We start from the raw sequence: 15792 nt of genomic DNA on the forward strand, positions 1-15792 counted from the left end.
GGCACTTTTCAGTGCCCTCTTAAATTACATCTTTTTTATTTTCTCTCCTAGTTATCTCCTCTTCTTCTAACAACTTTCTATACATCTTTTTCTTTTTATTGTCAATCTTCCTCCCCAAAACAATTATTTCAGTCTTTAACCTTATATCATTTATTATCTTCCTATTTATATCTTCTTCTTTGATACGACGCTTGTCCATATCAGTCACAAACATAATAGAAAAAATAGCCCACATAATTCCCATTATGATAGCTATTCCACCAGCTATTATTGCACTATCTATAGATGGTAGTTTATTAACTCGTTTATTATATGAAAAAGATGTTATCCCTACAAAAACAGTAAAAATAGAAGCGAATTTTACTACATTCCATTTGCTTATTCTGATTTTATTTACATATTTTTTAATTACTTTATCAATAAATTTCATCATACAATTCTACCTTCCTTCTTGTTGTTCCTGACTAATTATACCATTTAATTCTTATTTTGTCATTTTTATATAATAAAAGAAGAACACTTGGTATTAACCAAGTGTTCTTCATGTTACGAGATAAGCCGTAAGCGGGGTCCTGTCGTGGGCAATCATCTATCTAGACCTACCGTTGCCGATAGGTTCAAGCGACGCACCCGGAGGCGGAGCGGGCAACTCCAAAAAGCCTCTCTATTCGGTCTTGCTCCAAGTGGGGTTTACATAGCCGTGAAGTCGCCATCACGCTGGTGAGCTCTTACCTCGCCTTTCCACCCTTACCTACAAAGTAGGCGGTATATCTCTGTTGCACTATCCTTCAAGTCACCTCGACTGGACGTTATCCAGCACCCTGCCCTGTGGAGCCCCGACTTTCCTCTCCTAGCTCAAGGCTAGAAGCGATTGCCTGTCTTACTCGCAAGACCTATAATATCATATTATAGTACACATTACAAGTCATCTTTTTTCTAAGGTAGAAATATAAAAAGTAATACAAGTAATATAAGTACTATTAATCCATATAATCCAACTCCTGAAATCAATAAAGTAATAAACAGTCCAACCAAAGCACACCATTTAAAGGGACTTAGCAAATGGAAAATAGCTAATTTTCTCCATCTATTTAAGTAATTATTATTACAATTGTCCCAGCCATCTTTAAAATTGTTAAACATACCTTTATATTTTTTACTAATTATAGCTCACTCCCATTTAATTGTTAATTGCTATTATTAATATAATATTCTATTATGTTTATAAATAGATGTGAATATTCTTTTTTTTAAAAGAATATATAGGGATCCTTATTTACTTTAGAGTGAATAAATTCTATATCCTTAAATAATTCTTCTATTTTTTTCATAACCTTTAAAAACATAATCCATTCTGTAGAAAAATGTCCTGCATCTATAATTGTCACTCCCATTTCCTTATAATCAAGAGCAAAATGATATGTAGTATCCCCAGTTATTATACAATCGGCTCCTAAATCTAATGCTTTAGCGAAAAAATCTTGTCCACTACCATTTATAAATGCAATTTTTTTAATCCCTTTATCTGCAACTACAGCTCTAAGACTTTTAATTAAAAGCTTTTCTTTAACTAAATTTATAAGATCTTCAACTAGAATTTCCTCTTCAAGCTCTACTATTCTTCCTATTCCGGCCTCTTCATATCCCTTAATATTCTTATTATCTATTAATTTACTATTTTTGAATCCTAATGACTTAACTAATTCTTCATTTATTCCACCTTTAGCTGCATCTAAATTAGTATGGCTAGAATAAATAGAAATATCGTTTTTGATAAGTTCTATTATCTTCCATCCTTGAAGATCTTCACTTATTATTCTACTTGGTTTTCTAAATATTAAAGGATGATGGGTTATAATTAAATCCACATTGTTCTCTTTAGCTTCTTCTATTACATCTTTAGTGCAATCTAAGGCTAAAAGAATTTTTTCCACTTTCTTTTCCTCTGTACCGACCATAAGTCCCACATTATCATAACTTTCCTGCAAAAAAGGTGGCGCTAAAATTTCCATTTCCCGTATTATGTCCCTTACATTTATCTCCAAAATTACCTCATTCCTCTCTTAAACCCTTTTATATACTTAAGTTTCTTTTCAATATCTTCTTTTCTTTTCACAGCACTCTCACTATTCTCATTTAAAAACCCTAATATCTTATTATATTTTTCTTCTTTACTCTCCAAATAAGAATTCATTAACGGATGTTTATTCTTTAAGAGCACTGGAGATATTTCATATGAAATGGGATTTAGTTCAATAACATTAGCCTTTCCAGCTTTTTTAACTTTAAATAGTTCATAATATACTCCCTCATCAAAGCATAAATCCTCATCTAATATTTCATATCCATTACAATATAAATATTCTCTAAGAACCTCTGGATTCTGAGCCGGCTGAAGGATTAAAAATTCGAATGTAGGGACCTTATATCTATCTTTCTCCAATATTTCTTTAATAAGGTTTCCACCCATTCCCGCTATTATAACTCCTTGAACCTCACCCTTAGTAATAGTATTTAGCCCTGCCCCAAGCCTTACTTCAACTTCCTTGGAAACTCCTTCTGAAACTACATTTAATCTTGCTTTTTTCACTGGATCTTCATTAATATCAGAGGCTATTACCCTTTCACATAAATTATTTTTTATGGCGTAAATAGGAATATATCCATGATCCGTTCCTACATCTACAATACTTCTACATTTATCTATATGATTTGCAATAAACTTGAGTCTTTTACTTAATTCCATACTATTACCTACTCCTTAGCTAGTAAAAAACATCTGTCCTAAAACAGATGTCTTTATATATTAATCTAAATAATCTTTAAGTTTTTTACTTCTTGAAGGATGTCTAAGCTTTCTTAAAGCCTTAGCTTCTATCTGTCTAATTCTTTCTCTTGTTACGTTAAATTCTTTACCTACCTCTTCGAGAGTTCTTGCCCTTCCATCGTCAAGTCCAAATCTAAGTCTTAATACTTTTTCTTCTCTTGGAGTCAAGGTATCTAAGACATTTATTAATTGTTCCTTAAGCATAGTGAAAGCTGCTGCTTCCGCAGGAGCTAGTGCATCATCATCTGGAATGAAATCTCCTAAGTGACTATCTTCTTCTTCTCCAATAGGTGTTTCTAATGATACTGGTTCTTGAGCTATTTTCTGAATTTCTCTTACCTTTTCAACTGGTAAATCCATAACTTTAGAAATTTCTTCTGGGAATGGATCCCTTCCAAGCTCCTGAAGTAATTGTCTTTGTACTCTGATCAGCTTATTTATAGTTTCTACCATATGAACTGGTATTCTAATGGTTCTTGCTTGGTCTGCAATAGCTCTTGTTATTGCTTGCCTAATCCACCAAGTTGCATATGTAGAAAATTTAAATCCTTTTCTGTAATCAAACTTTTCAACTGCTTTTATTAAACCTAAATTACCTTCTTGTATTAAATCTAGGAAAAGCATTCCTCTACCAACATACCTTTTTGCAATACTTACTACAAGTCTAAGGTTTGCTTCTGCTAATTTCTTCTTAGCATTTAAATCTCCTGCCTCTAGTCTTTGTGCAAGATCCATTTCCTCTTTTGAAGTTAATAACGGAACCTTTCCTATCTCTTTTAAGTACATTCGTACTGGATCATCTATAGATATTCCTTCTGGTACTGATAAATCTATATGTTCTTCTTCTTCTTCTTTTTCACTTGCTTCCCCAATAACTTCTATACCCATTGATTCTAAAACTTCATAAATCTTTTCTATTTGCTCAGGACCTAAATCTATATTTTCTGCTTCATCAATTAACTCTTTATATGTTAAAGTACCAGTTTTTTTACCTTTTTCTATTAGATTTTTTACTATTGTCATACGATTACTTTTATCTTTAATATCTCCATTATTTTTACCTGTCTTAGTTTTTGTTTGTTCTGCCATCTTTTTATTACCTCCTTCCGTCATGATCTTTAGCCCCTCTCTGTATCTTTGATTCTTCATTTAATTTTTTAATCTCTATAGCAATTTTTATAGATTCTTCTAGCATTCCTCTATTTTCCAATACTTTTAGCTCCTTCTTTAGGTTTTCGAGTTTTTCCTGTAGTTTAAATTCTTTGATTTTATTTATATAATCTCTAATTGATTTTTTGGTATCTTCTGCTTCTAATACTGTAAGCTCTGTAATCTTTACCCATCCCTTGGAGGATTCTATATCATCACAGCCACTTTCTACATAGGTTAAAAGATTACTTGAACTTTCTTCTATTCCCTTACATAATAAAGAAAATATTTTTTTATGAGCATTTAAATTAAAATCCTCTACTGTTAGAGTCTTTATTATGATTGCATAATATTCATTATTAAGCATTAATTTTAATAAAGATTTCTCTGCCTTCAAATACCCAGGTTCTATATATGATTTTGTTCCATTTTCTACCTTTTTATTCATTAAAGAGATTTCTTTACTATTTTTAGTCATAGTTAGCAAATCATATAATGATTGTTCCTTTAATCCTGTGTCTTCTGATATTTTTTTTATGTATACATCTTTTTCAACAGGATTTAGCTCTGCTAAAATATTTGTTACCTTACGACCATATGCTATAAGAGATTCTTGGTCTTTAAAATTAATTCCCTCTTCTGCTCTTTTTAACCTATATATAATTAAAGGGAGCGCTGATTCAATTAACTTTAAAAATGCAATTTTTCCATTTGAACGGACAAATTCATCAGGATCTTTTCCTTTAGGTATTATAAGCACTCTAACATCGAATCCTGCATCTCTTAAAACTTCTAGTCCTTTTATAGTTGCTGTTTGTCCCGCCACATCAGCATCATATGAAATAATTGCCTTATCGGCATATCTTTTAAGTAGCCTAGCTTGATTGACAGTTAATGCTGTACCCAATGAGGCAACAACATTTGTTATTCCATACTGGTGAAGAGAAATACAATCCAAATACCCCTCTACTATAATAAAACATCTATCTTCCATCTTATTTTTAATGGCAAGATTTAGTCCATACAAATTAGTTCCCTTTTGAAAAACTAAAGTTTCTGGCGAATTAAGATACTTTGGTTTCGAATCATCTAAAACTCTTCCTCCAAAACCAATTACCCTGCCTTTTATATCAAATATGGGAAACATAACGCGATTTCTAAATCTATCAAATATGTTACCCTTCTTCTCATTTCTAATAACTAATCCTGCTTCAAGCATAATTTCATTACTAACGCCTTTTTTCCTTAATTGATAGATTAAATTATTCCAACTATCAGCTGAATAGCCTAATCCAAACTTTCTTATTGTAGATTCTTGTATTCCTCTGTTTAGAAAATAATTCTTTGCAGATTTATTAATAGCTAAATTATTAAAGAAAATTCTTCCTGTTTCAATATTAGCTTTAAAAAGCATTTCCCTTTTTCTGCTCACTTCACTAGGCTCTCCACTACCTAAATCTAGAGGAATATTTGCCCTTTCAGCTAAAACTTTAAGCCCTTCTACAAAGTCTAATTTTCTTTGTTTCATAACATAAGTTATAACATTGCCGGCTTCCCCACAAGAAAAACATTTATAAATCTGTTTATCTTGAGACACAGAAAAAGATGGCGATTTCTCATTATGGAATGGACAAAGTCCCATATAATTTCTGCCACTTCTCTTAAGCTTTACTGTTTCAGATATAATATCTACAATATCATTCTCTTGTTTGATTCTCTCTATAATATCTTCTGAAATACGCAAGGAGTGTTCTCCCTCCTCACAAAAATATTTTTTCTTTTCTGCAATTATATAATATTCGACATATTATTTAAAATTCCTTTTTTAATTAATATATTATTTATTATTTCTACTTCATTATCTTTCCTAAAGTGTTGGCAAATTATTCTTTTCATTTATAAATTACCAATTTAGGAACATAAAGTTCACTAAATAAGTTTAAGCAATAATCATCACTCATACCTGCTATGTAATCTGCAACGCCTCTTTGTAGGCCTTCAGCCTCACTTATTTCTCTATAAAGCACTGGCATTTCGTCTGGCATTTTCATAAAATGATTAATTAGTTGTTCTAATATAAATTTAGCCTTATTTCGTTCAACTTTTAGCTCTTCACTTAAATAAACATTTTTAAACATAAATGATCTTAACTCTTTCATTGCGTTTCCTACTTCAAAGCTTAAACCTACTTCAACAATACCATTAGATAAATTTTGATTGGAAGTTTTTATTAAATCTAAAACCAAAGTTTCTATTCTCTCAGAATGAGTATTTCCTAGAACTTTTAAAAGTTCCTTAGGAAGTGATTCCTGTGAAAGTAATCCTGCCCGTATAGAGTCATCAATATCATGATTAATATATGCTATTTTATCACTATATTGAACAATTCTTCCTTCTAAGGTTTTAGCCCCTTTATCTTCACCAATATTTCGAAGACCACTATGATGAAGTATTCCATCTATTACCTCTTCCGTTAGATTTAATCCCGATCCATTTTTCTCTAACTTAGTAACAACTCTAACACTTTGTTCGTTATGCCTAAAACCCAATGAGAGAAAATTATTTAATACTTCTTCTCCATTATGGGCAAATGCCACATGTCCTAAGTCGTGTCCCAAAGAAATTGCCTCAACTAAAGATTCATTTAATCCAATTCCTACAGCAATAGTTCTTGCTACTTGAGAAACTTCTAGAGTATGTGTTAATCTGGTTCTATAATGGTCACCAAAGGTTTTTATATAAACTTGAGTTTTATGTTTTAGTCTTCGGAAAGATTTCGAGTGAATAATTCTATCTCTATCTACCATAAAACAAGTTCGAATATTATCTATTTCTTCAATTCTTTTTCTTCCTTTTGTCCCAGCAGATAAAGTTGCTTCTTTTATTAACATCAATCTTTCAAAACCTTCAACTTTTTCTCTTATGTTCATATATAATCACCTCTTAATTTAATATTCTATACTTTACTTCTAAATCCTTTAATTATTGTATGTAAATATTATTTGTATATTCTTAATTTTAATATAATAAAATTATTTTTTAGTTCTATATACAGTATATTTAAGATATTTAATTAATATTATACTAATGAGTAATTTTTTAAGGAGAAGCTAATGAGTAGTATTTTATATCCCCTAGATAAGTCTATATTCACTGAAGAAAATATTTCTAAAAATATTTTACCTTACTACGATCTGCATAACGCAGATATTTCTATGGTCAAATTTAAAGACACTGATAAACAAAGAGCTGTTTATAAAATTTCTGCAAACAGCAAATATTATTCTTTAAAAAAAATATATTTTTCTGAAGAAGATTTACTTTATGTATATTCTTCTATAGAGTGGCTACATAGAAATGGACTATATGTACCAAATCTAATTTCATCAATTAGTAGAAACAAATTTGTGAAATATAATAATATGTTGTTTATCTTAACGCCTTGGATTGAAGGCATTAAATGTAACTTTGATAATTTAGAACATGTAATTTCTTCAGTTACAGAACTAGCTAAAATTCATAAATGCTCAAAACATTTTGTTCCTATACTAGGTAGTTCAAACAGAGAAGGTCTAGATGATTTGCAGCAGTCAACATATATCCATTCAGAACAGCTATTAGAAACTTATAATTTAGCATTCAAATGTAGAGACACATTTTCAAAAAACTATATTGATATCTTTGATAAGAATTTAGAGTTAGCTAAACTCTCCCTTCAAACTGCTAGTAAAATAAATATCGATGATTTATCAACCTCATTATGTCATGGCGATTACGTAAATAAAAATATAATAATTTCCCCATCTAAAGAAACATGGATAATAGATTTTGATAAGTGCAAATATGACTATTGTTCTCATGATCTTTCATACTTTATGAGGCGATTATTAAAAAGGCAAAAGACAAACTGGGATATAAATATTACACTGTCAATTCTTAAATCTTATAACTTGTATAATCATTTAACTAGTTCAGATTTAAGATATATAATTGCTTATATATGCTTTCCTCAAAAATACTGGAAAATTTCAAGAGATTATTATAAGAATATAAACAAATGTAATAAAGTTGCCTTTGTTAACCTACTTAATAAATATAATACTAGAGTCTGCACACACTTAGAATTTGCCAACTCTATTACCAAGATAATGGATGATCTAAATTGGCAATTAAAATAAAAATATCCCGTAATAAGATTCCTCTTATTACGGGATATTTCTAATTTAATTATCTTTTATTTTTAACTTGTGCCTGTGCTGCTGCAAGTCTTGCAAGTGGAACTCTAAATGGTGAACAAGATACATAATCGAGTCCTATATTATGACAGAACTCCACTGATGATGGATCCCCTCCATGTTCTCCACAGATTCCCAATTTAATATTAGGTCGAGTAGCTCTTCCTTTTTCTACAGCTAGCTTAATTAACAAGCCTACTCCCTTTTGATCTAATTTAGCAAATGGATCTTGCTCATAAATCTTTTTATCGTAGTATGCTCCTAAGAATTTAGCAGCATCATCTCTTGAAAAACCAAATGTCATTTGTGTTAAATCATTTGTACCAAAGGAGAAAAATTCAGCCTCTTCAGCAATTTCATCTGCTGTTATAGCTGCCCTTGGAATTTCAATCATTGTTCCAACATGATATTCAAGTCTAACTCCTTTTTCTGTCATTACAGTTTCAGCAGTCTTAACAACTATGTCCTTAACATATTTCAATTCTTTAACTTCTCCAACTAATGGAATCATTATTTCTGGAATTATATCATAACCTTTATTGTTTTTAACTGTTATTGCAGCTTCTATAATAGCTCTTGTTTGCATTTCAGCTATTTCAGGATAAGAAACCGCAAGTCTACATCCTCTATGTCCCATCATAGGATTAACTTCATGTAAACTTTCAATTGTAGCAGTCAACTCATCAACTTCTAAGTCCATTTGATTTGCTAAAACCTTAATATCTTCATGGCTAGTAGGCAAAAACTCGTGTAATGGTGGATCTAAAAATCTAATGGTTGCTGGCATTCCTTCTAATGCTTCGTAAATTTCAATGAAATCTTTCCTTTGTATTGGAAGAATTTTATCTAATGCTCTTATTCTTTCTTCTTCATTTTTAGAAACTATCATTTCTCTAACAGCCATTATTCTATCTTCTGCGAAGAACATATGCTCTGTTCTACATAGTCCAATACCTTCTGCTCCAAATTCAACAGCTTGCTTAGTATCTCTTGGAGTATCTGCATTAGCTCTAACTTTTAATTTTCTTATCTCATCAGCCCAGGCCATAAATATTCCAAAATGTCCTGTTATTTCTGGTGATATAGTCTTAACTTGTTCTGTATATACATTACCTGTGGAACCATCTAAAGATATATAATCATTGTCTCCATAGGTTTTTCCACCTACAGTTAATGTTCTAGCTTCCTCATTCACCTTCAGACTACCACATCCAGCAACGCAACAAGTTCCCATACCTCTAGCAACAACAGCCGCATGAGAAGTCATTCCACCTCTTACAGTTAATATTCCTTCTGCAGCTACCATTCCTTCAATATCTTCTGGTGATGTTTCCTGTCTAACTAAAACAACTATTTCACCTTTTTCTGTTCTTTCCTTAGCTTCATCAGCTGTAAATGCGATCTTACCACAAGCTGCGCCTGGTGATGCAGGAAGTCCCTTTGCAACAGCAATTTTTTTCTTTAGGTCTTCAGGATCAAAAGCTGGGTGAAGTAGCGAATCTAATTGTTTAGGATCAACTTTCAAGATTGCGTCTTCCTTGCTTAACATCTTTTCCTCAACTAAATCAACGGCAATTTTCAAAGCTGCTTGAGCTGTTCTTTTACCATTCCTAGTTTGCAAAAAATATAATTTACCTTCTTCAATAGTAATTTCCATATCTTGCATATCTTTATAATGAGTTTCTAATGTATTAATTATATCAATTAATTCTTTATATATAGTTGGATTTTGTTCGTCAAGTTGTGAAATTGGTTGCGGAGTTCTAATCCCTGCAACTACATCTTCACCTTGCGCATTCATTAAGTATTCTCCATATATTTTATTTTCGCCAGTTGCAGGGTTTCTTGAGAATATAACTCCCGTACCTGATGTTTCTCCTTTATTCCCAAATACCATTTGTTGTACATTTACTGCTGTTCCCCATTCCCCTGGTATGTCATTTAATCTTCTATAAACTATAGCTCTTGCATTATTCCATGATCCAAATACAGCAGTTATCGATTCCATTAACTGTACTTTTGGTTCTTGCGGAAAATTTTCTCCCTTTTGTTTCTTATATACTGCCTTAAATCTATTTACCAATTCTTTTAAGTCATCAGCGGTAAGATCTGTATCAAATTCTACGTCTTTTTCATCCTTCATTTCTTGAATCTTATTTTCAAATAGTCGCTTTTCTATACCCATAACAACATCTGAAAACATTTGAATGAATCTTCTGTAGGAATCATATGCAAACCTTGGATTACTAGTAAGTTTAGCCACAATTTCTACAACTTCATCATTTAACCCAAGATTTAATATTGTATCCATCATTCCTGGCATTGAAGCTCGTGCTCCAGATCTAACTGAAACAAGCAATGGATTTTGTGCACTTCCAAATTCTTTACCAGATAATTTTTCAAGCTCTTTTATACTTGCTTTAATTTCTTCCACAATTTCCGGTGAAATTTGTTTTCCATCCTCATAATACTTATTGCAGGCTTCTGTTGTAACAGTAAACCCTGTTGGAACTGGAATCTCTAATCTAGTCATTTCTGCTAAATTGGCTCCCTTGCCCCCTAGCAAATTTTTCATAGTTGCATTTCCTTCACTGAAAAGATAAACATACTTTTTTTCCATCTCAATACTCCTCCGTTCAATACAAATTAACTATATACTAACGGGGCCACTACAGTCCCGGAAGTTACACATTTAAGCTATTTACTTTTACCCATTTTAACAAATAGCTTTGTAATATTAGTTTTTGAAACCTTTCCTATAATCTTATATTGCTCTTTATCACCATCTACTTTTAAGGTTTCAACTATTGGTATACTATCAATCTCATGTTCTATAATCTTACTAGCTATTTCATAGGCACTATCATCTGCTCTACCACAAATAATATTCGGCATTCTAGTCATTATTATTCCCACAGGGACTTTATGAATATCTGTACCACCTATAGAAATTTTCAAAAAATCTTTCCTAGATGCTGCACCTACTAAGTTCCCATTATTCTCTACAAAAACTGTACCTACATCATTCAAAAATAAGTATACGATTGCATCATAAACCATAGTACTCTCACTTATTACTGCTGGCTTCGACATAATTTCAGATACCTTAATATCACTTATATAATCTAAAAGTAAATTTCTTTTAGGCTTATCCGAGTAAACATATCCTACCTTAGGCCTAGCATCTAGTGTTCCTATCATTGTTAATATAGCTAGATCTGCTCTAAGAGCTGCCCTAGTAACTCCAAGTTTGTCAGCTAAAGCTACACTTGTAACCGGCTGTCCAACTCTAACTAGATCGATTATTTTTTCTTGCCTATCTGACAACTTCATTCTAATCCCTCTTCCTAGAGATATAGTAATATTACATTTATAGTAACTTTTCTTACTACAGTATAATTATAACACTTTATTATAGTTTAACTATACTAAATTTTCAGAAAAGTCACACAAATTAGTTTAATATTTCTTATTTATCTCTCTTAATTAACATCTTTTACTAATTTAACTGTTATTTTTCACTTTCTTCCTTATCAAAATTAACTGTGTAACTATAAACAGTTTCTTCTCCAGTATAAACTTTTTGTTTTTCAGATTCCTTGTTTGCAAAGTTTTCTTTTACTTCATCAAATTTATTTTTTATGTGCCCTGCAAAAATCGTACTTTTCCCTTTTACTTCATCAGCGACCTTTGAAATGTACTTATTAACTACTTCTACAGAACCATCCTCTTTTGTTATTTCTATAGTTATTTTTGTAGCAACTGCTGCTATAACTACAAAAGCAAGTATTGGTGGAATAATTATAGCTATAACGGTTGCTGCAATACCTGCATTTACTGGTATATCTACTAACATTTTATTATCTTTTTTTATCTTAACCCTTGATATATTTCCTTTCTGGATTAAGTCTCCTAACCACTCTTTAAATTCATTTATATTTTCAGTATCTTTTTCTGATTCATTTTCTTTATTATCACTATGATTAATTTTGTGATTTTTTTCTAAAAGTATAATTGTCTCTAGAACATTACCACCACAACTTTCTAATCCCTTTTTAGCTTCAGCATAACTTACTCCAGTTCTTGCCTTAACCTGATCAACCTTTTCCAATGTAATTTCTTCCATAATACTCACTCCTTTATATAATTTAACATTTGCAAGCTTTTTGGTTTTCTTGCATAATTTGAAGAAATAATAAACGTGGATATCTTTTCTATTTCTTTTTTTATGTCCTTAGAAAGATTTAATTTATAAATCTTATCAGATGGAGTATTAAATAAAAACTTTATTGCATTATAAGCACCCTTTGATATATATATTCCGTGTTCATTATTGCATTCTTCGCATATCCCTCCAAAGGATGTAGGACTTATATAATTTGACACATTTATTTTCTTTTTGCAAGAGGTACAATATTCTAAATCTAATCCATATCCAGTAGCCTTTAAAAGTTTCAGTTCAAATGATCTTATTAGAAGTTCATAGTCTATAGCATCTGTATTTAATAAATATAAAGTGGTTACGAACTGCTTAAAAAGCAGTTCATCACTTTCACCTTCTAATAATGCAATATCAATTAACTCACATATATATGATGAGTAGGTAAGCTTATCTAGATTATTTAAAAGACCTTGAAAGGAATTGTTAATTTTCCCCTCTTGCAAATTAAATAAGTTTTTACCCTTAAAAACTAAATATTCACCATAGCAAAAGGGAAGAGTAACTGCAAATAACTTGCTCTTACTTCTTTTTGATCCCTTTGCTATAGTAGTTATCTTTCCTAGCTCATCAGTATATAACCATACAAGTTTATCATTTTCCTTATAATCTTGAGTCTTTATTACTACAGCATTACATTTCAATAGCGACAGTTTAACCATCCCCTACGTTATCCTTTATTTTTTATATCCTAATTCCCTTAATAGATTCTGGTTATCTCTCCACTCTTTTCTTACCTTTACCCATATCTTTATATTAACTTTTGAATCAAACATTCTTTCAAGTTCATATCTAGCAGTTTCTCCAATTTTCTTTAGACTTTGTCCATTCTTACCTATTATTATGCCCTTATGTGAGTCTTTTTCGCAAATTAGATCTACTTCTATATGATATGTACCATTTTCTGCTTGCTTCATTTGTAGAACATCTACAGCTATACCATGGGGAACTTCATCTCTTAATGTTCTTAAAGCTTTTTCTCTAACTATTTCCGATACAATAAATCTTTCTTGAACATCTGTTATCATATCCTCTGGATAGTACATAGGCCCTTCAGGTAGATTTTGTACCATAAGGTCAACTAAAACATCTACATTCTTGCCTCTTAAAGCTGAAATTGGTACTATTTCCTTAAAGTTAAATTCTTGAGAGTATTTTGCTAAACATTCAGCAACATTTTCCTTAGTTGCTTCATCAATCTTATTCAATACTAGAAAAACAGGTGTTTTTGTATCTTTCAAAGATTCAAGAATAAACCTATCTCCTCGTCCAAGTTCCTCACCTGGGTTAGTTATAAATACTATTATATCTACTTCTTTCATTGAATTTTTTGCTGAGTTGACCATATATTCTCCTAATTTATGCTTAGGCTTATGTATTCCGGGTGTATCTACAAAAATAATCTGATGTTCTTTGCTTGTTAAAATAGTTTGAATATTATTCCTTGTAGTTTGGGGTTTGTTTGAAACAATTGATAACTTTTCCCCCAAAATACGATTCATCAATGTCGATTTTCCTACATTAGGTCTTCCTATAATAGTAACATATCCTGATTTAAACATTTTTCCTCCTTAATTGTCCAAGTCCTTACTAGTAAAGGCTCCTGGCATTATCTCATCTAAAGTTTTAACTAAAATCTCATCTTTATTTTTTACTATATAAATTTTCATTTCTCCATTTTCTGCGAATTCAGAAATAACTTGCCTGCATATACCACATGGATATGTAAAAGCATTTACATCCCCAACCAAGGCTAATGCCTTAAGAACCTTATTTCCCTTTGATATCCCATTAAATATTGCAGTTCTCTCTGCACAATTAGTGGCGCCAAAGGAAGCATTCTCTATATTGCATCCAGTATATATCTCCCCATCTTCAAAGATGGCTGCCGCTCCAACCTTAAAGTTAGAATAAGGACAATATGCCATTTCTCTAACATTTAAAGCTCCTTCTATTAATCCTATGATATTCATGTTTATTCCTCCATGGAAAATCAAACTTTTATATACATATCTCAACTCTATATTATATGTAATTTTATTATAGCATTTTACATATAATTAAAAAAGCATAGAAATAAAAAGATGTTAAATATTAAACATCTTTTTAATATAATTTGAAATTAGATCTTAAATATAGTGAATATTAGGACAGTTAATATCATACCAAGGGCAGCTCCAGCTACAACCTCCGATAAGGAATGGACTTCAGAGTCCACTCTACTTTGAGCTGTTATAAAAGCCATTAAGAAGCTTAGCATTATACATATTGGCTCTTCTGTAATAAATGCTATTGCTGTAGCAATTGAAAATGCCAACGAGCTATGTCCACTTGGCATTCCACCTTTTAAAGGAGTTCCCTCTCCAAATATAGCCTTTGCAATTATAGTTGAAATACTAACTATCACTAATACAATAAAAATAGTATAAGGTTCTGAATTCTTAACCTTATGAACAACTACATAAGAAATATTAGATAACTTATCCCAAAATATAACGTATCCTATTACAATAGCATTAATAGCTGTTATAAAAACAGCCCCTGCAGCTGCATTTTTTGCTACCTTTGCAAGAGGATGATAATAGTTTGTAGTCATATCTATCGCAGCTTCAATAGCTGTATTTATCATCTCAGCTGCAATAACCATTGTTATAGTTATTGCTAACACTAAAAATTCTATCTTTGATACATCAAATAAGAAGCAAGCGATAAAAACTATTAAAGCTACTATTAGATGTATTTTCATATTACGCTCAGTTCTTACCGCATCTATAATTCCATTTATGGCATGATTAAGACTATCAATAAGTTTTTTTAATTTCATGTATTCTCACCTCTTAACTTTAATTATCTACTTATATTTAGTTTATTTAGTATGTCTTCTTCTCTTTTTCTCATTATATCTTTTTCTTGTCTCTCCATATGGTCATATCCTAATAAGTGAAGAACTGAATGAACAACTAAATAAGAGGCTTCTCTTTGAAATGAATGTTCATACTCTTTACTTTGTTCTAAAGCTTTCTCCAGAGAAATAACTATATCTCCAAAAACAAGGTATTCTCCGTCCATATATGTTTCATCAAAATTGAAATCTTTATATTTATCCTTGTAAACTTTATTGTTAGGGTAATCTAACATAGGAAATGACAACACATCAGTTGTCCTATCAATACCTCTAGTCGTCTTATTAATTTCTCTAATTTCATCATTATCTACTAACAACAAAGAAACTTCAGTAGGAATTAAGACTTCTTCCTCATTAAGAGCAAATATAATTGTTCTTTTTAATTCCTCTATTTCTGTATTCTTTATTTTTACTTTATCTTGTCTATTATCCACGTATATCATTTTTTCTCCTACCT

The 15792-nt window shown here is 31.0% G+C and carries 16 protein-coding genes and 1 other RNA gene; 1 reads left to right on the forward strand and 16 read right to left on the reverse strand.

The genetic code is table 11. From position 1 onward, the window contains the following. Positions 1-19: 19 nt before the first annotated feature. From CLVI_RS02780 to CLVI_RS02815, 8 genes are all read right to left on the reverse strand, one after another. On the reverse strand, positions 20-433 hold the full coding sequence (locus CLVI_RS02780; protein ID WP_106058591.1) for a hypothetical protein: 414 nt from the start codon (positions 431-433) through the stop codon (positions 20-22). Between the two features lie 112 nt (positions 434-545). After that, positions 546-887: RNase P RNA component class A (gene rnpB, locus CLVI_RS02785), an RNA gene on the reverse strand. A gap of 49 nt (positions 888-936) precedes the next feature. Further along, on the reverse strand, positions 937-1143 hold the full coding sequence (locus tag CLVI_RS17640; protein WP_106058592.1) for a hypothetical protein: 207 nt from the start codon (positions 1141-1143) through the stop codon (positions 937-939). Positions 1144-1250: 107 nt separating this feature from the next. Then, positions 1251-2039, reverse strand: coding sequence for a Nif3-like dinuclear metal center hexameric protein (locus tag CLVI_RS02795; protein ID WP_423237129.1), 789 nt, complete (start codon positions 2037-2039; stop codon positions 1251-1253). Between the two features lie 8 nt (positions 2040-2047). Further along, on the reverse strand, positions 2048-2746 hold the full coding sequence (locus CLVI_RS02800) for a tRNA (adenine(22)-N(1))-methyltransferase (protein ID WP_106058594.1): 699 nt from the start codon (positions 2744-2746) through the stop codon (positions 2048-2050). A gap of 60 nt (positions 2747-2806) precedes the next feature. After that, positions 2807-3916 carry an RNA polymerase sigma factor RpoD gene (gene rpoD / locus CLVI_RS02805; RefSeq protein WP_207655311.1) on the reverse strand — a complete coding sequence of 370 codons (1110 nt, stop codon included), beginning with the start codon at positions 3914-3916 and terminating at the stop codon, positions 2807-2809. A 7-nt stretch (positions 3917-3923) separates the two neighbouring features. Then, the gene (dnaG, locus tag CLVI_RS02810) at positions 3924-5720 is read right to left on the reverse strand and encodes a DNA primase (protein ID WP_106058596.1); all 1797 of its coding nucleotides are present in this window, start codon (positions 5718-5720) and stop codon (positions 3924-3926) included. A 148-nt stretch (positions 5721-5868) separates the two neighbouring features. Next, on the reverse strand, positions 5869-6906 hold the full coding sequence (locus CLVI_RS02815) for a deoxyguanosinetriphosphate triphosphohydrolase (RefSeq protein WP_106058597.1): 1038 nt from the start codon (positions 6904-6906) through the stop codon (positions 5869-5871). Between the two features lie 183 nt (positions 6907-7089). Between CLVI_RS02815 and CLVI_RS02820 the strand changes: the two genes are divergently transcribed. Then, the gene (locus CLVI_RS02820; RefSeq protein WP_106058598.1) at positions 7090-8154 is read left to right on the forward strand and encodes a CotS family spore coat protein; all 1065 of its coding nucleotides are present in this window, start codon (positions 7090-7092) and stop codon (positions 8152-8154) included. Positions 8155-8203: 49 nt separating this feature from the next. Here the strand turns inward: CLVI_RS02820 and ppdK are convergent, their stop codons facing one another. The 8 genes from ppdK to ybeY form a co-directional block, all read right to left on the reverse strand. Further along, complete coding sequence (gene ppdK, locus CLVI_RS02825) at positions 8204-10831, reverse strand: pyruvate, phosphate dikinase (RefSeq protein ID WP_106058599.1); 2628 nt, start codon at positions 10829-10831, stop codon at positions 8204-8206. 77 nt (positions 10832-10908) lie between these two features. Beyond that, entirely contained in the window at positions 10909-11544 is a 636-nt protein-coding gene (gene ccpN / locus CLVI_RS02830; protein WP_106058600.1) for a transcriptional regulator CcpN, read from the reverse strand. A gap of 178 nt (positions 11545-11722) precedes the next feature. Beyond that, positions 11723-12337 carry a DUF4342 domain-containing protein gene (locus CLVI_RS02835; protein WP_106058601.1) on the reverse strand — a complete coding sequence of 205 codons (615 nt, stop codon included), beginning with the start codon at positions 12335-12337 and terminating at the stop codon, positions 11723-11725. Between the two features lie 5 nt (positions 12338-12342). Then, complete coding sequence (gene recO, locus CLVI_RS02840) at positions 12343-13092, reverse strand: DNA repair protein RecO (RefSeq protein WP_106058602.1); 750 nt, start codon at positions 13090-13092, stop codon at positions 12343-12345. Between the two features lie 15 nt (positions 13093-13107). Beyond that, positions 13108-13992, reverse strand: coding sequence for a GTPase Era (gene era, locus CLVI_RS02845; protein WP_106058603.1), 885 nt, complete (start codon positions 13990-13992; stop codon positions 13108-13110). A gap of 9 nt (positions 13993-14001) precedes the next feature. After that, positions 14002-14403: a cytidine deaminase gene (locus tag CLVI_RS02850; protein ID WP_106058604.1), complete on the reverse strand. Its 402-nt coding sequence runs from the start codon at positions 14401-14403 to the stop codon at positions 14002-14004. A 149-nt stretch (positions 14404-14552) separates the two neighbouring features. Continuing rightward, complete coding sequence (locus CLVI_RS02855; RefSeq protein WP_106058605.1) at positions 14553-15254, reverse strand: diacylglycerol kinase; 702 nt, start codon at positions 15252-15254, stop codon at positions 14553-14555. A 23-nt stretch (positions 15255-15277) separates the two neighbouring features. Next, positions 15278-15778, reverse strand: coding sequence for an rRNA maturation RNase YbeY (gene ybeY, locus CLVI_RS02860; RefSeq protein WP_106058606.1), 501 nt, complete (start codon positions 15776-15778; stop codon positions 15278-15280). Between the last annotated feature and the right edge of the window lie 14 nt (positions 15779-15792).

The sequence above is a fragment of the Clostridium vincentii genome (genome assembly GCF_002995745.1).
Taxonomy (GTDB): domain Bacteria; phylum Bacillota; class Clostridia; order Clostridiales; family Clostridiaceae; genus Clostridium; species Clostridium vincentii.